The sequence below is a fragment of the Pseudomonas sputi genome, from assembly GCF_021603585.1.
GTDB classification, from domain to species: Bacteria; Pseudomonadota; Gammaproteobacteria; order Pseudomonadales; family Pseudomonadaceae; genus Aquipseudomonas; species Aquipseudomonas sputi.
Genome location: NZ_BQHI01000015.1, coordinates 61,889 through 77,825, shown reverse-complemented (window position 1 = coordinate 77,825; position 15,937 = coordinate 61,889). Strand labels below are relative to the sequence as shown.

The following is a 15,937-nucleotide window of genomic DNA, read 5'->3' as shown; positions in this document are numbered from 1 at the left end:
TGGCGAAGGGCGTTATTTTTTTGGACGGATTTTTGTTACCGATTGCGCGACAGGCGCGCATTGCTACAAGAGGTTCTCGGCGGCATAATGTAGCCCCTTTTTTCTGCCCCTACATGTGGAAGGTTACCGTGACTCAGAAGCCCGACCAGTGTCTTGGTGAATGGATCGACCGTGAAGCACTCGCAGAAGCGATGATTCCGCTTATCGGTCAGCTCTACCGCAACAACAACGTGGTGAGCTCGATCTATGGCCGCAGCCTGATCAACCAGTCTGTCATCGCGATTCTTAAAGCTCACCGCTTTGCTCGCCACCGTTCTGCCGACGACAGCGAACTCTCCGTCCACGAAACATTCCCACTGCTCAAGGCCATGAGCGAGCTCAAGCTCGGCGCGGCTTCGGTAGATCTGGGCAAGCTGGCGTTCAAATTCCGCAACGAAGGCAACGGCCGTACCGCCGAGCAATTCGTGCGCGAAGAAATGGCTGACGTGGTTGGCCAGCAAAACGCTTCGGCCCGCAAAGGCACCGACGTTGTTCTGTACGGCTTCGGTCGTATCGGCCGTCTGCTGGCGCGCATCCTGATCGAAAAAACCGGTGGCGGCGACGGTCTGCGTCTGCGTGCCATCGTGGTGCGCAAGGGCGCCGAAAACGACCTGACCAAGCGCGCCAGCCTGCTGCGTCGCGATTCGGTACACGGTTCGTTCAACGGCACCATCACCATCGACGAAGAAAACAACACCATCACCGCCAACGGCAACCTGATCCAGGTTATCTACGCGAAGAACCCTACCGAAGTGGATTACACCCAGTACGGCATCAAAGATGCGCTGCTGGTGGACAACACTGGCGTATGGCGTGATGCCGATGGTCTGGGTCAGCACCTGGCGTGCCCGGGTATCGACCGCGTTGTTCTGACCGCGCCTGGCAAGGGCAAGCTGAAGAACATCGTTCACGGTATCAACCACAACGAAATCACTGCTGACGACAAGATCGTGTCCGCCGCTTCCTGCACCACCAACGCCATCGTGCCGGTGCTCAAAGCCGTGAATGACAAGTTCGGCATCATCAACGGTCACGTCGAAACCGTTCACTCGTACACCAACGACCAGAACCTGATCGACAACTTCCACAAGGGCGATCGCCGTGGCCGTAGTGCTGCGCTGAACATGGTCATCACCGAGACCGGTGCTGCCACCGCTGCTGCCAAGGCCCTGCCTGAACTGGCCGGCAAGCTGACCGGTAACGCGATCCGCGTTCCGACGCCGAACGTGTCGATGGCTATTCTCAACCTGAACCTTGAGAAAGCCGCCACCCGTGAAGAGATGAACGAGTACCTGCGCTACATGGCGCTGCACTCCGATCTGCACAAGCAAATCGACTTCGTCAATTCGCAGGAAGTGGTTTCGACCGACTTCGTAGGCTCGCGTCACGCCGGTGTGGTCGACGCTGAAGCGACCATCGTTCAGGACAACCGCGTTGTTCTGTACGTCTGGTACGACAACGAGTTCGGCTACAGCTGCCAGGTGGTTCGCGTAATGGAAGACATGGCCGGTGTAAACCCGCCAGCGTTCCCGCGCTAAGCCTTAGCTGCAAATGAAAACGCCCCGACTCTGGTCGGGGCGTTTTTGTTTGCGCGCGATTTGCCTTAGCGGGGGATGGCTGCTTGTGCCGTACGCAACTCGTGCCGGTTGCCCCGGAACAGCACCAGCGTGGCGATCAAGCCCAGTATCGCAGCGCCGCTGAGCCAGATCCCCGGCGCCGCCTTGTTGTCCAACACATGAATCAGATAAGTGCAGGCCGCCGGCGTAAATCCGCCGAAAGTCGCCGTGGCCAGGCTGTAGGCCAGCGAGAAACCAGTCGTACGAACTTCTATTGGCATGATCTCAGTGAGTGCCACCACCATTGCCCCGTTGTACGAGCCGTACAGGAACGACAGCCACAATTCGACGATCAGCAGATGGCTGAAGCTCGGGTTCGCCACCAGCCACGACAGCGCCGGATAAGCGGTCAGAATCGCCAGAATCGTCGCCGCCAACAGCAGGGGTTTGCGACCGACCTTGTCAGACACCGCGCCCATCACCGGCAGCCAGAAGAAGTTCGACAGACCGATGCACACAGTCACCAGCAACGCGTCGAAATCCGACAGGTGCAGCTCCGCCTTGCCAAAGGTCGGCGTGTAGGCCGTGATCAGGTAGAACGACACCGTTGTCATCACCACCAGCGCCATGCCGGCGATGACGATGCCAAAGTTCTGACCGATCGAACGGACGATTTCCTGCAGGGTAGGGCGATGTTTGCGCGCCTGGAACTCCGGGGTTTCCTCCAGCGAGCGGCGGATGACAAAAATCACCGGGACGATCATGCAGCCGATCAGGAACGGTACGCGCCAGCCCCATTCGCCCATCTGTTCCGGGCTCAGCCAGTGGTTGAGGCCGACACCGAGCAGGCCGGCGAACACCACCGCCGCTTGCTGGCTGGCGGACTGCCAGCTGACGAAAAAGCCCTTGCGGCCGGGCGTGGCGATTTCCGCCAGATACACCGACACACCGCCCAGTTCCACGCCGGCCGAGAAGCCTTGCAGCAATCGACCGAACAGCACGATCAGCGGCGCGGCCACCCCAAGGGTGGCGTAGCCCGGCACGCAGGCAATCAGCACGGTGCCGGCCGCCATCATGGCCAACGTGATGATCAGGCCCTGGCGCCGGCCATGACGGTCAATGTAGGCACCGAGAAAAATCGCCCCCAGCGGACGCATCAGAAAGCCGGCGCCGAACGTGGCCAGGGACAGCATCAGGGACGCGAAGGCGCTGTCGGTGGGAAAGAAGGTCTTGGCAATGGCCGTGGCGTAAAAGCCGTAGACCATGAAGTCGAACATCTCGAGAAAGTTGCCGCTGACAACGCGAAAAATCGCTTTGCCTTTGCCGGTCGTGGAAGACATGGGTAGGTACTCGCTCTAAATCTTGTAAGAAAGCGTTGCGCTCGTAGCCCATAATGGCCGGCGCGGTTTTGCGGGGAGATGAAGAATTGTTAACTGGACGGTGGGGAGTTCTCGTGTTGCTGATCGGGTTTTTGTCCGGCTGCGGCAACGGCGATTCCCTCGAGACTTTCGGTGGCCCGACGATGGGCAGCACCTATTCGATCAAGTACGTGCGCCACGCCAATCTGCCTGCCCCGCAGGAGGTGCGTGTCGAAGTGGAAAAAGTCCTCGCGGACGTCGACCGGCAGATGTCGACTTACCGCGCAGACTCTGACATCTCGCGCTTCAATGCCTTGCCGGCTGATCGTTGTCAGGTCATGTCCGCGCCGATCCTTGAATTGATCCGCGTCGGTGAGCAGCTGTCGCAACAAAGCGAAGGTTCCTACGACCTCACGGTGGAACCGCTGATGAATCTGTGGGGCTTCGGCCCGCAGGGGCGTGAAGAAACAATCCCGGATGCCGCGGCGCTGGTCGAGGTGCGCCGGCGAGTCGGCCATCAACATCTGCGCATCGACGGCGACCGGTTGTGCAAGGATGCGGCGGTCGAGGTGGATTTCAACAGCGTCGCCGCCGGTTACGCGATCGACACCATTGCTGCGCGGCTCGAGGCCCTTGGTATCCATGACTATCTCGCGCAAGCCACCGGCGAACTCAAGGCGTCCGGCAAGAAACCCGACGGTTCGCCATGGCGTATCGCTCTGGAAGAGCCGCGCGACGATCAACAGATGGCCGAGCGCATCATCAAAGTCGATGGCTACGGTCTCTCCACCTCGGGCGACTACCGCAACTATTTTCAACAGGATGGCCGGCGCTATTCCCACACCTTCGATGCCAGGACCGGTGCACCGGTCCTGCACAATCTGGCGTCGGTCACGGTGATTCATCCTTCAGCGCTGATGGCCGATGGACTATCGACGCTGTTGCTGATTCTCGGGCCCGAAAGGGCTTGGGACTATGCCGAAAAACACGACATTGGTGCATTCTTTGTGATTCGTGCCGATACAGGTTTCGTCACACGCACCAGCCACGCTTTCGAACGGCTCAGTGGCGTAAAAGTTGACTGAGAACAGTACGAAAGCTGGCGTTGTAGTGCAGGCAAAAGTAGCCTACGACGCGACCAAGGGTTAATGTGCGCGGCGTTGACGCTTCTATAGACTGTGTCCGGGTTTTCTACTGGCCCCCAATTGTTCCTTCGCGCCGTCGTTCGGCGTGATTTAGCCGCCGGTGCTGCTGGCACCGCGGCCTGTTCTGAGGAGTACGCATGGCTGTCTACAACTACGACGTGGTGGTGCTGGGTTCCGGCCCGGCGGGAGAAGGCGCGGCAATGAACGCCGCCAAAGCAGGGCGCAAGGTGGCGATGGTCGACAGCCGTCGCCAGGTCGGCGGCAACTGCACCCACCTGGGCACCATCCCGTCCAAGGCCCTGCGTCACTCGGTGCGGCAGATCATGCAGTTCAACACCAACCCGATGTTCCGTGCGATCGGCGAGCCGCGCTGGTTCTCCTTCCCGGACGTGTTGAAAAGTGCCGAGAAAGTCATCTCCAAACAAGTCGCTTCGCGTACCGGCTACTACGCCCGTAACCGCGTCGACGTGTTCTTCGGCACCGGCAGCTTCGCCGACGAGCAAACCATCGAAGTGGTCTGTGCCAACGGCGTGGTCGAGAAACTGGTGGCCAAGCACATCATCATCGCCACCGGTTCGCGTCCTTATCGCCCGGCGGACATCGATTTCCACCACCCGCGTATCTACGATAGCGACACCATCCTCAGCCTTGGCCACACCCCGCGCAAACTGATCGTTTACGGCGCCGGCGTGATCGGCTGTGAATACGCTTCGATCTTCAGCGGTCTGGGCGTGCTGGTCGAGCTGGTGGACAACCGCGGTCAGTTGCTGAGCTTCCTCGACTCGGAAATCTCCCAGGCGTTGAGCTACCACTTCAGCAACAACAACATCACGGTGCGTCACAACGAAGAGTATGACCGCGTCGAAGGCGTGGACAACGGCGTGATCCTGCACCTGAAGTCCGGCAAGAAGATCAAGGCCGACGCCTTGCTCTGGTGCAACGGCCGTACCGGTAACACCGATCAGTTGGGTCTGGAAAACATCGGGGTCAAGGTCAACAGCCGTGGCCAGATCGAAGTCGACGAGAACTATCGCACCTGCGTGCAGAACATCTATGGCGCCGGTGACGTGATCGGCTGGCCGAGCCTGGCCAGTGCCGCCCACGACCAGGGCCGTTCGGCCGCCGGCAGCATCGTCGACAATGGCAGCTGGCGTTTCGTGAATGACGTGCCGACCGGCATCTACACCATTCCGGAGATCAGCTCGATCGGCAAGAACGAGCAGGAACTGACCCAGGCCAAAGTGCCGTACGAAGTGGGCAAGGCGTTCTTCAAGAGCATGGCGCGGGCGCAGATCGCCGGCGAGCCGCAAGGCATGCTGAAGATCCTGTTCCACCGTGAAACCCTGGAAGTGCTGGGTGTTCACTGCTTCGGTTATCAGGCGTCGGAGATCGTGCACATCGGTCAGGCGATCATGAACCAGCCGGGCGAACTCAACACCCTGAAGTACTTCGTCAACACGACGTTCAACTACCCGACCATGGCCGAAGCCTATCGGGTAGCGGCGTACGACGGCCTCAACCGGCTTTTTTGACGGGCTCCGGCCGGTGGCCTGAGCCGGCCGGGGAGACCGATTTCAGCCATTCCCGAGGGTGGCAGTGGCCAAACCGGGAAAGTCTGTAATCAGGCTGTCAACGCCGAAGTCGGCGAGTCTGCGCATCAGCGCAGGCTCGTTGACGGTCCACACCGACACATGCAGTCCCTGACGCTGTGCCTTTTGCAGGCGTTCCGGCGTACATAGCGTCCAGTTCAACGCCAGAATCTCGCAACCGTAGCTTTGTGCGACCTTCAACGGGTCGAGCCAGGCGTATTCGGCCACCAGGCCACGTGACACGTCGGGCACCAGATCCAGCGCAGCCTTCAATACTTCCCGCGAACTCGAGGTGATTGTCACCTTGTCGAGCAGTCCGTGTCTGACCGCCATTTCACGGATGGCCAGTACGGTGGTCGCGGCGCGGGTGCGCGAAGCGCTTTTGACTTCCAGCTGCCAGTGCTCGAAATCACACTTTTCGAACAGCTCTTCCAGCGTTGGAATCGGGCATGGTTTGATCCAGCCCGGACCGCCCTTGCGCGCGTCGTAGGTCACCAGCTCGGCGGCGGTGTGCTCGACCACCTTGCCGCGCCGGTCGGTGGTGCGCTTGAGGGTTGGGTCGTGGATGACCATCAACTCGCCGTCCTTGGACAGGTGCAGATCCAGTTCGCAGCGGCGCACGCCGTGCTTGAGACATTCCTGAAAACTGCTCAGGGTGTTTTCCGGTGCTTCGCCCTTGGCGCCGCGGTGGCCGTAGATGAGGGTCACGGTTCTTCCTTAATTAAATGCCTGTTTCGTTCTGTTCGCGGGCCAGACGTCGTTCCTGGGCCTGCTTCTGCAAGATATAGCGGGCAAGCAGTTGGCGCTGGGCGTCGGTCAGGTGTTCGAACTCGGTGCCGACGTCGTAGCCGTCGCCCTTGCGGTCGCAATGGGTGACGCGGGCGCGCAGCAACAGGCCGAGGGCCTGGGGCATCAGCACCAGTTTCACCGACAGGTGGGCGCCGGTAGCGATCGGGGTCGAGTGCTGAAAGTCGATGCCGCCCTCGGAGATGATCACCGGTTGCGGCTCGCCGATATGGCCGAGCACGGTCAGGGCGACCACCTGGCTGAGCAGGTCGATGCGTTTGTTCTGGGATTTCAGGAACGCCGCGATGGCACGGTCGCGTTCGCTGATCTGGCGCAGCAGGTGCTGCGACTCGAATTCGCTCAGGTGCAATTCGCTGAGCAGGTTGAACAGTGGAGAAGCATCCTGCAACACTTCCTGGCCTGCGGCTTCGGGAGCGGACAGGGGCCGAATTTCCAGTGCGATCGTGTCCTCGATACGGTAGTATTCGCGGCGATCTTCTTCATCTAATGTCGACATGGCGAACCCATGGTAGCGGCGGTGGTCTGAGTGTAAAGCTGGTTATCGACCCCCGCCACAAGGACGTTCCTTTTCCCTCCGAACAAGCCCCGACATGTTCAGACCTCTTTTCGTATTTATCGGCACGCGTTATACCCGTGCAAAGCGTCGCAATCATTTTGTGTCATTCATTTCCCTGACTTCGATGATCGGGCTCGCCCTTGGCGTGGTCGTGATGATCGTGGTGCTGTCGGTGATGAACGGTTTCGATCATGAGATGCGCACCCGCGTGCTGGGCATGGTGCCCCACGCGACCATCGAGTCCGGTGAGGCCATCAACGACTGGCCGAGCCTGGCTGCCAAGGTCAAGCAGAACCCGCAGGTGGCGGCCGTTGCGCCGTTCACCCAGATGCAGGGGTTGCTGACCAATAACGGCCAGGTGTCCAAGGTGTTGCTCAATGCCATCGACCCGGCGCTGGAGCGCAACGTCTCGATCATCGACAACTTCATGAAGCAGGGCAAACTCGACGATTTGACCCCGGGCAGCTTCGGCATCGTGATTGGCGACAAGGCCGCGACCAAGCTCGGTGTGGGCATCGGTGACAAGATCACGTTCGTCGCGCCGGAGGTCAGCGTGACCCCGGCCGGAATGTTCCCGCGCATGAAGCGCTTCACCGTGGTCGGCATCTTCCATGTCGGTGCCGGCGAACTGGACGGTTACCTGGGCGTCACCAACCTTCAGGATCTGGCGAAGATGCACCGCTGGAAGCCTGACCAGGTGCAGGGCCTGCGCCTGAAGTTCGACGATCTGTTCCAGGCGCCGCGTGAAGCGTGGAACATCGCGCAGCGCCTCGGCGAAGACCGTTACTACGCCCGCGACTGGACCCGTACCCACGGCAACCTGTATCAGGCGATCCGCATGGAAAAAGCCATGATCGGCCTGCTGTTGCTGCTGATCGTCGCTGTTGCGGCTTTCAACATCATTTCCACGCTGGTGATGGTGGTGAATGACAAGAAGGGCGATATCGCCATTCTGCGCACCCTGGGCGCAACGCCGGGCACGATCATGCGCACGTTCATGGTCCAGGGCACGGTGATCGGCGTGGTCGGCACGGCCATCGGCGCGGTGGTCGGGATCTTCGCCGCGCTTAACGTCAGCGCCGCGATTTCGGCCCTCGAAGGCGTGATCGGACACAAATTCCTCAACGCCGACGTGTATTTCATCGATTACCTGCCGTCGCAGGTGCAGAGCCAGGACGTGGTCATGGTCTGCGCCGCTGCGTTGGTCCTGAGTTTCCTCGCCACCCTGTATCCAGCCTGGCGTGCCGCGCGCACCCAGCCGGCGGAGGCGCTACGTTATGAGTGAGTCGGGCATGAGTGAAAAAGCAATCTTGAGCTGCCGCAACCTGGGCAAATCCTACGAGGAAGGCCCGGAGTCGGTGGAAGTGCTGGCCAACCTGCAACTGGAGTTGCATCCAGGCGAGCGAGTGGCAATCGTCGGAAAGTCTGGTTCGGGCAAAAGTACCTTGCTCAACCTGCTGGGCGGTCTCGACACGCCGACCAAGGGTGGTGTCTGGCTCGACGGTGAAGAACTCTCGGCGCTGAGCGAGAAGAAGCGTGGCCTGCTGCGTAACCGTGCCCTCGGGTTCGTGTACCAGTTCCACCACTTGCTGCCGGAATTCACCGCGCTGGAAAACGTCTGCATGCCGCTGCTGATCGGCAAGACCGCAATCCCGGAAGCGCGTCAGCGTGCCACGGCGTTGCTGGAGCGTGTTGGTCTGGGTCATCGCCTGGAGCACAAACCGGCAGAGCTGTCCGGCGGTGAACGCCAACGTGTGGCCATCGCCCGGGCGCTGGTCAACAATCCAGGCCTGGTGATGCTCGACGAGCCGACCGGCAACCTCGACTCCCACACCGCCGAAGGCATTCAGGATCTGATGCTGGAGCTCAGCACGTCGATGCGCACGGCGTTTCTGGTGGTGACTCACGACATGAACCTGGCTCGCCAGATGGACCGCGTCCTGCACCTCAATGAAGGCTGCCTGACGCCAATCTGACGCGTTGAAACCCGATGCCTGAAAAGGCGTCGGGTCTTTTATTTTTATACGGTGCCCCAGCGAATGTTCAGACCGTTATCGATCTTTATCGGCACGCGCTATACCCGCGCCAAGCGCCGCAATCGCTTTGTTTCGTTCATTTCGATGACCTCGATGATCGGCCTTGCCCTCGGCGTGCTGGCGATGATCGTGGTCCTGTCGGTGATGAACGGCTTCCAGCGCGAAATGAGCTCGCGCATCCTCGGCATGGTTCCTCACGCAACCATCGTCGGCGTCAAGCCGATCGACGACTGGCAGCCAGTGGCCGCCGCTGCGATGAAGAACCCGGAAGTGACCGCCGCCGTGCCGTTCACCGAGATGGAAGGCATGCTGTCCTACAAGGGCATGATGCAGCCGATCCAGATCAGCGGCGTCGACCCGGCTCAGGAAGGCAAGGTGTCGATCGTTGCCCAGCACATTGTTCAGGGCCGTCTCGATGCCTTGAAGCCTGGTGAATTCGGCGTAGTGCTGGGTGAAATCACTGCCCGGCGTTTCCGCCTCAACGTCGGCGACAAGATTACCCTGATCGTGCCGGAAGTCAGCACCGCACCGGGCGGCATCACCCCGCGCATGCAGCGCTTGAACGTGGTCGGCGTGTTCAAGGTCGGTGCCGAGCTTGACGGTTCCATGGGCCTGATCCACGTCTCCGACGCCGCGACCATGCAGCACTGGGAACCGAATCAGGTGCAGAGCGTGCGTCTGGCGGTGAAGGATCTGTACGCCGCGCCGAAGGTTTCGTCGGACATTGCCACTGGCCTCGGCGCCGATTTCAAGGCTGACGACTGGACCCACACCCAGGGCAGTCTGTTCAACGCGATGAAGATGGAGAAAACCATGATCGGCCTGTTGCTGTTGATGATCGTCGCGGTGGCGGCGTTCAACATCATCGCGACCCTGATCATGGTGGTGAACGACAAGGGCGCGGACATTGCGATCCTGCGCACCATCGGCGCCACGCCACGGCAGATCATGGCGATCTTCATGGTGCAGGGCACGGTGATCGGCATCGTCGGCACCATCATCGGTGGCGTGCTGGGCGTGATTGCCGCGCTGAACGTCAGTGAAATGGTGGGTTGGGTCGAGCGAGTGACCGGGCAACACATCTTCAGTTCGGACGTGTATTTCGTCAGCAACCTGCCATCGCAATTGCAGGGCGGCGACGTGCTGCTGATCTGCTCGGCGGGCTTCATCCTCAGCTTCCTGGCCACCGTTTACCCGGCCTGGCGGGCGGCGAAGATCGAACCGGCGCACGCGTTGCGCTATTCGTAAGTTCCCCCATTGAGGCCGGCATTGCCGGCCTCAATCGTTTTTCGGCAACTCAATCACAAACCGCGTCCAGCCCTGATCCGATTCGCAATGAATCTGCCCGCCATGGGCCCGAATGATCGACTGAGTAATCGCCAGCCCTAACCCCGCATGCTCGCTGCTGCCTTCCTGGCGCGCCGGATCCGCCCGGTAGAAACGGTCGAACAGGCGCGGCAACAATTTCGCAGAAATCCCTTCGCCACTGTTCTCCACGGTCACCCTCAAGGATTTCGCCTGCCCGGCCACCCGTATGCGCACTTCGCCGTTAGCAGGAGTAAAGCGCAAGGCGTTATCCAGCAGATTCGACAGCGCCCGGCGCAACATCGCGCGATCACCCTCGAACTGCCCCGCACCGTCACGGCTCAGTCTGACCTCAGCGTCTTCGGCCAGCGGCGCAAAAAACTCCAGCAATGCATCGGCTTCTTCCGCCAGCTCCAGCGGTTCACGCTTGGGCACCAGCAAGCCGTGGTCAGCCTTGGCCAGATAAAGCATGTCGTTCACCAACTGCGCCATCCATTGCAGTTCTTCAAGGTTGCTGTGCAGTGCCTCGCGGTAGTCTTCAAGGGGGCGAGGGCGGGTCAGGGTGACCTGGGTGTGAGTCAGCAGGTTCGACAGCGGCGTGCGCAGCTCATGGGCGATGTCGGCAGAGAACGCTGACAGCCGCTGAAAAGAATCGTCGAGGCGTCCGAGCATGGCGTTGAAGCTGTGGGCCAATTCCGAGAGTTCTGCAGGCATCCGCGCTTCCGGCAGTCGGGCATTCAGCGATTGCGCCGAAATCCCCCGGGCGACCGCACTCATACGGCGTAACGGGCGAAGACCGCTGCGGGCGGCCCAGGCACCGAGCAGTGCAGTGGCCAGCGCCGAAAGGCCGACGGTCAGCCAGATCAGATGTTGCATGCGTTGCAGGAAGTGCTGGTGGTGGGTGATGTCCAGCAGCAAGGTCAATTGCGGGGAATCGGGTTTTCCCGGTTCAAGCGCGGCATTGAGCAGGCGATAGTCGGTGCCGTTGTCGTTGATCGTGGCCAGACCGGGCTGTTGCGGCAGATTCGCCGGGGTGTGCAATGAACGCCCGAACCAGCGCTGGCCCTCAGGGCCGCTGATGCGCAACGTGACATCACCCTGTTGGCTCAATTCATCGGTGATGTGGGCGGCGTCGCTGCCACTGCGCAGTGTCTGACGCACGCTGAGCAGTTTTCCTTCGAGCAGTTGCTGGTCGAGTTCAATGAAGTGGCCCTCGCTGGCCCGATTGAACACCACCCCAGCTACCAGCGAAACCGCGGCGGTGCAGCCGGCGAACAACAGCGCGAGCCGGCCGCTCAAGGACAGTCGGCGCATCAGTCGGCACGCTCTTCAAGGACGTAACCCATGCCGCGCACGGTGTGGATCAGCTTGTTGGGGAAGTCATCATCAATCTTCAGGCGCAGTCGGCGAATCGCCACTTCGATGACGTTGGTGTCACTGTCGAAGTTCATGTCCCAGACCTGCGAGGCGATCAGCGATTTGGGCAGCACTTCGCCCTGGCGGCGCAGGAGCATTTCCAGCAGGGCGAACTCCTTGGCGGTGAGGTCGATGCGTTGGCCATTGCGCTCGACCCGGCGGCGGATCAAGTCCAGGCTCAGGTCGGCCAGGCGCAGGCTGGTTTCCTGGGGCGCGGAACTGCCGCGGCGCAACAGGCTGCGCACCCGTGCCAGCAACTCGGAAAAGGCGAACGGTTTGACCAGATAATCGTCGGCGCCCAGTTCCAGGCCGTGAACCCGATCTTCAACGGTGTCCTTGGCGGTCAAAAACAGAATCGGCGTTTCCAGACCGGCGCTGCGCACCGCTTGCAGGATCTGCCAGCCATTGCGACCGGGCAGCATCACGTCGAGGATCAGCAACGCATAGTCGCCACTCAACGCCAATTGCTGGCCGGTGGTGCCGTCGGCCACCAGTTCGGTGTTGAAGCCGGCCTCGGTCAGGCCCTGGCGCAGGTACTGGCCGGTTTTGGGTTGGTCTTCGACAATCAGCAGTTTCATGGGCGGCTCGGGTAGCGGGAACGAGGACGTTATACCGTGGGCGAACGCGACGAGCGCTCACCTGACAAAGTTGTAATGTGCCTGTCAGGTCGCTGCCAGCGCAGGCGGGCTAGAGTTTCCCACAGGCTGAACCTTATCTTGTTGGAGTACGACTATGTTTTTGCGCAATCCTCTGGCCGTCGCCGCCTGTTTGCTGGCGTTGAGTTCACCTGTCCGGGCGGCGCCTGCGCACACGTATGACTTTGGCCAGCCGGCCCCGGCGGCCCAGGCCACTCGCAGCATCGAAGTGGTGATGGGCGACATGAGCTTCGATCCGAAGACGATCGAGATCAAGGCCGGTGAGACCGTTCGTTTTGTGCTGGTAAATAAAGGCCAGTTGCTGCACGAATTCAACCTCGGCGCCGCAACGATGCATGCACAACACCAGCAGGAAATGTTGCAGATGCAGCAAAGCGGCATGCTGACGCCGACTGGCATGAAGGCAATGTCCCACGACATGGCGGGCATGGATCATGCCTCGATGGGGCATGGCATGAAGCATGACGACCCCAACAGCGTGTTGGTGGAGCCGGGCAAGACCGCCGAGCTGACCTGGACCTTCAGCAAAGCGGTGAACCTGGAGTTTGCCTGCAACATTCCCGGGCATTACCAGGCGGGAATGGTCGGCAAACTGACTGTCAGTCAGTAAGCACTCAAAGGCGGGAGCAAAGGCTGGTAGAATCCGCTGATTCTTCAGTCAGGTTTCCGCCATGCATCCCGCAGCCGAACATTCGCCGCTGGGCAAATCCAGCGAATACATCGCCACGTACACGCCGTCCCTGCTGTTCCCGATCCCGCGCACCGCGAAATGGGCCGAGCTGGGCCTCACCGCCGAAACCCTGCCGTATAAAGGCGTGGATTTCTGGAACTGCTTCGAACTGTCGTGGCTGCTGCCGTCGGGCAAACCGGTGGTGGCGATCGGTGAATTCTGCATTCCGGCGGATTCGCCGAACATCATCGAATCCAAGTCGTTCAAGCTGTACCTGAACTCGCTGAATCAGACCCCGTTCGCCGATATCGCGAGCCTGGAAGCGACGCTGGTGAAGGACTTGTCCGCTGCTGCCGGCAAACCGGTGGGCGTGCGCGTCCGCAGCCTGAAAGACGTCGAAGCCGAAGGCGTTGTGGCGCTGCCGGGCATATGCATCGACGATCTGGATATCAGCGTCAGCAACTATGAACATCCACGTCCTGAACTGCTGCGTTGCGACGATTCACGCGTGGTGGAAGAGAGCGTGCACAGTCATCTGCTCAAATCCAACTGCCCGGTGACCAGCCAGCCGGACTGGGGCAGCGTGGTGGTGGAGTACCGTGGCGCGGCGCTGGATCACGCCAGCCTGCTGGAATACATCGTCAGCTTCCGTCAGCACTCGGATTTCCACGAACAGTGCGTGGAGCGGATCTTCCTGGATCTGCAGCGCCTGCTGAAGCCGGAAAAACTCACGGTGTTTGCGCGTTATGTGCGCCGGGGCGGGCTGGACATCAACCCGTACCGCAGCACTGAAAGTGTGCAACTGCCGAACCACCGTCTGGTTCGTCAGTAACCCGCATCACGGACATGAAAAAGCCCTGCCAGTGATGGCAGGGCTTTTTTGCATTCGCGGGTTTTCAGATGCCCATGCTGACCAGGGAATTCATGATGTTGCGCAATGTGCCGGCGATGGCGGGGTGTTCGAGTTCGAAGCGATCAACCGCCAGATTCACTCCATCGGCAATGCTGGAGTCCTGGGTCTTCGTTTCCAGTTCAAGTTCCAGTTCGATCTGTTCCATCAGTGCATGTAGATCAGCGCGCTCGGCTTCGGTCAGCGGGGGATTTTGATCCAGTTGCTCGCGCAGGGCGTTGAGCTGTTTTTGCAGTTCTTGAGCGGGCATGGTTGTTTCCTTTTATCGAGAGGCACTGGCATAGACCGCAGCCGTGCGCCAAAGGTCTATGGCTCTCCTTAAGACTAATCCACTCTTGGCCAACCTGCATGATCCCGGTCAGGGCTTTTCGCCTTTGAGACGACGCAGGCTGATGTCCGCGAGACACGTGTCGAGTTCGCCCAGATGATCGATCACCGAATGCACGCCCAGTCCGAACAGTTGCACCGTCGCCTTGCCGCGCAGCTGTTCGCGCTCCTTCTGGCCAAGGGTCTGCCATTCGCTCGGCGCCAGGCCGCACAGCGAGCCGCAGGACGCCAGGCCAATGGTCCACAGCCCGGCATTCAGGCCCGATTGCAGCAGGCGCGGTTCGCCACTGACCAGTACGCAACCGTCGAGGCGATGGACATTCAATGCCATCAACGCTTGCCAGCAGGCGTGTGGCGCCGGCCAGGGATTGATTGTTGCTGAATGTTGCGACGGTTTGATCCAGTCTGGCAGCGCCGACGCCAGTACCTGAGTGCTCGCGGTTGACAACTCATCCAGCCAGGCGCAGGGAATTTGCTGGCGCTGCAGGCTGCGCAGGCTGTCGAGTGCGCCGGGTGTGACATAGGCGTATTCCGGGCCGATGCTGGACTGATGGCGGGCGCGCGCGCCGAAGTCCACCAGACAGCCGCTGAGTCCGAACAGCACGGCGGTCAGCGTCGGCGCCGCGAGGGGCAAGGCTTCGGCTTGAGGCATGGAAAACATCCCTGAAATAGCGATCAGGCTAAGCGTTACCGGTGACAGTTACGTGACAGGCGAATGACGAAGCGTCCTACAGAGGGTTTCACCGGGGAACTGCCTAAAGCGCCGTTTCCGTCTTATACTGACGCACTAATCGCCGCGGCCCAGGTGCTGCGTCCGTACTATCCAAGGAGCTTTCTATGCGCTGGAGCCATCCTCTTGCTCAGCTTTGTGTATGTGCCAGCGTGATGCTGGTGCCGTTCGCCGCTCAGGCCGCAACGGAAGAAGACCCTTGGGAAAGCGTCAACCGTCCGATTTTCCAGTTCAACGATTTCGTTGATACCTATGCGCTGAAGCCTTTGGCGCAGGGCTACGAATTTGTTACTCCGCAATTCCTGGAAGACGGCATCCACAACATGTTCCGCAACGTCGGTGATGTCACCAACCTGGCGAACAACATTCTTCAGGCCAAACCGGCCGCCGCTGGCGTCGACACCGCTCGCCTGATCTTCAACACCACCTTCGGCCTGCTCGGTTTCTTCGACGTCGGAACCAAGATGGGCCTGACCCGCAGCGACGAAGACTTCGGCCAGACCCTCGGCTACTGGGGCGTCGGCAGCGGTCCTTACGTGATGCTGCCGCTGATGGGCCCGAGCACGCTGCGCGATGCGCCGTCCAAGTACGTCGACAGCTTCACCGGCCCGTATCGCTACATCAACGATGTGCCGGTGCGTAACTCGATTTTCGGCCTGAACATCGTCGACACCCGCGCCAGCCTGCTGTCGAGCGAGAAGCTGATCAGCGGCGACAAGTACACCTTCATCCGCAACGCCTACCTGCAGAACCGCGAGTTCAAGGTCAAGGACGGGCAGGTCGAAGACGATTTCTGATCGCGACTGATCGGCAGAAATGGGCGACCGCGAGGTCGCC

The 15,937-nt window shown here is 60.6% G+C and carries 16 protein-coding genes; 9 read left to right on the top strand and 7 right to left on the bottom strand.

What is annotated here, in order from left to right:
• The first annotated feature begins 113 nt into the window (after window positions 1-113).
• Window positions 114-1,577 (top strand): glyceraldehyde-3-phosphate dehydrogenase, encoded by a 1,464-nt coding sequence (locus L6D81_RS19795; RefSeq protein ID WP_236181572.1) that lies wholly within the window; start codon window positions 114-116, stop codon window positions 1,575-1,577.
• A 65-nt stretch (window positions 1,578-1,642) separates the two neighbouring features.
• Here L6D81_RS19795 and tcuC read toward each other — a convergent pair whose 3' ends face one another.
• Window positions 1,643-2,935, bottom strand: coding sequence for an MFS transporter (tcuC, locus tag L6D81_RS19790; RefSeq protein WP_236181571.1), 1,293 nt, complete (start codon window positions 2,933-2,935; stop codon window positions 1,643-1,645).
• Window positions 2,936-2,988: 53 nt separating this feature from the next.
• Here tcuC and L6D81_RS19785 point away from each other — a divergent pair, with 53 nt between their 5' ends.
• Window positions 2,989-4,038 carry an FAD:protein FMN transferase gene (locus tag L6D81_RS19785; protein ID WP_236181570.1) on the top strand — a complete coding sequence of 350 codons (1,050 nt, stop codon included), beginning with the start codon at window positions 2,989-2,991 and terminating at the stop codon, window positions 4,036-4,038.
• A 197-nt stretch (window positions 4,039-4,235) separates the two neighbouring features.
• Window positions 4,236-5,630: a Si-specific NAD(P)(+) transhydrogenase gene (sthA, locus tag L6D81_RS19780; protein WP_007953019.1), complete on the top strand. Its 1,395-nt coding sequence runs from the start codon at window positions 4,236-4,238 to the stop codon at window positions 5,628-5,630.
• Window positions 5,631-5,672: 42 nt separating this feature from the next.
• On the opposite strand, the gene L6D81_RS19775 is transcribed toward sthA, so the two are convergent.
• Entirely contained in the window at window positions 5,673-6,395 is a 723-nt protein-coding gene (locus L6D81_RS19775; RefSeq protein WP_064381085.1) for a glycerophosphodiester phosphodiesterase, read from the bottom strand.
• Window positions 6,396-6,408: 13 nt separating this feature from the next.
• The gene (locus L6D81_RS19770; RefSeq protein ID WP_236181569.1) at window positions 6,409-6,990 is read right to left on the bottom strand and encodes a PilZ domain-containing protein; all 582 of its coding nucleotides are present in this window, start codon (window positions 6,988-6,990) and stop codon (window positions 6,409-6,411) included.
• A gap of 94 nt (window positions 6,991-7,084) precedes the next feature.
• Here L6D81_RS19770 and L6D81_RS19765 point away from each other — a divergent pair, with 94 nt between their 5' ends.
• The 3 genes from L6D81_RS19765 to L6D81_RS19755 all read left to right on the top strand — a co-directional run bounded on the left by L6D81_RS19765 (window position 7,085) and on the right by L6D81_RS19755 (window position 10,334).
• Window positions 7,085-8,335 carry a lipoprotein-releasing ABC transporter permease subunit gene (locus tag L6D81_RS19765; protein WP_011335182.1) on the top strand — a complete coding sequence of 417 codons (1,251 nt, stop codon included), beginning with the start codon at window positions 7,085-7,087 and terminating at the stop codon, window positions 8,333-8,335.
• A gap of 7 nt (window positions 8,336-8,342) precedes the next feature.
• Window positions 8,343-9,026 carry a lipoprotein-releasing ABC transporter ATP-binding protein LolD gene (gene lolD / locus L6D81_RS19760; protein ID WP_178081301.1) on the top strand — a complete coding sequence of 228 codons (684 nt, stop codon included), beginning with the start codon at window positions 8,343-8,345 and terminating at the stop codon, window positions 9,024-9,026.
• A gap of 63 nt (window positions 9,027-9,089) precedes the next feature.
• Window positions 9,090-10,334, top strand: a complete 1,245-nt coding sequence (locus L6D81_RS19755) for a lipoprotein-releasing ABC transporter permease subunit (protein ID WP_236181568.1) — start codon at window positions 9,090-9,092, stop codon at window positions 10,332-10,334.
• Window positions 10,335-10,364: 30 nt separating this feature from the next.
• Here L6D81_RS19755 and L6D81_RS19750 read toward each other — a convergent pair whose 3' ends face one another.
• Together L6D81_RS19750 and L6D81_RS19745 are read right to left on the bottom strand one after the other, a co-directional pair.
• On the bottom strand, window positions 10,365-11,705 hold the full coding sequence (locus tag L6D81_RS19750) for a heavy metal sensor histidine kinase (protein WP_236181567.1): 1,341 nt from the start codon (window positions 11,703-11,705) through the stop codon (window positions 10,365-10,367).
• Window positions 11,705-12,385, bottom strand: a complete 681-nt coding sequence (locus L6D81_RS19745; RefSeq protein ID WP_236181566.1) for a heavy metal response regulator transcription factor — start codon at window positions 12,383-12,385, stop codon at window positions 11,705-11,707. Before L6D81_RS19745 ends, L6D81_RS19750 begins: the two co-directional genes overlap by 1 nt.
• Window positions 12,386-12,539: 154 nt before the next feature.
• On the opposite strand from L6D81_RS19745, the gene copI reads away from it, so the two are divergent.
• Both copI and queF read left to right on the top strand, forming a co-directional pair.
• On the top strand, window positions 12,540-13,073 hold the full coding sequence (copI, locus tag L6D81_RS19740) for a copper-resistant cuproprotein CopI (RefSeq protein WP_236181565.1): 534 nt from the start codon (window positions 12,540-12,542) through the stop codon (window positions 13,071-13,073).
• Between the two features lie 61 nt (window positions 13,074-13,134).
• A complete protein-coding gene (gene queF / locus L6D81_RS19735; RefSeq protein WP_236181564.1) occupies window positions 13,135-13,965 on the top strand; it encodes an NADPH-dependent 7-cyano-7-deazaguanine reductase QueF in 831 nt (276 codons plus the stop codon).
• A 64-nt stretch (window positions 13,966-14,029) separates the two neighbouring features.
• On the opposite strand, the gene L6D81_RS19730 is transcribed toward queF, so the two are convergent.
• Together L6D81_RS19730 and L6D81_RS19725 are read right to left on the bottom strand one after the other, a co-directional pair.
• Window positions 14,030-14,293, bottom strand: a complete 264-nt coding sequence (locus tag L6D81_RS19730) for a DUF4404 family protein (protein ID WP_179694268.1) — start codon at window positions 14,291-14,293, stop codon at window positions 14,030-14,032.
• A gap of 108 nt (window positions 14,294-14,401) precedes the next feature.
• A complete protein-coding gene (locus L6D81_RS19725) occupies window positions 14,402-15,022 on the bottom strand; it encodes an HAD superfamily inactivated hydrolase PcrP (protein WP_236181563.1) in 621 nt (206 codons plus the stop codon).
• A 185-nt stretch (window positions 15,023-15,207) separates the two neighbouring features.
• Between L6D81_RS19725 and L6D81_RS19720 the strand changes: the two genes are divergently transcribed.
• Entirely contained in the window at window positions 15,208-15,897 is a 690-nt protein-coding gene (locus L6D81_RS19720) for an MlaA family lipoprotein (protein ID WP_236181562.1), read from the top strand.
• The last annotated feature ends 40 nt before the right edge of the window (window positions 15,898-15,937 follow it).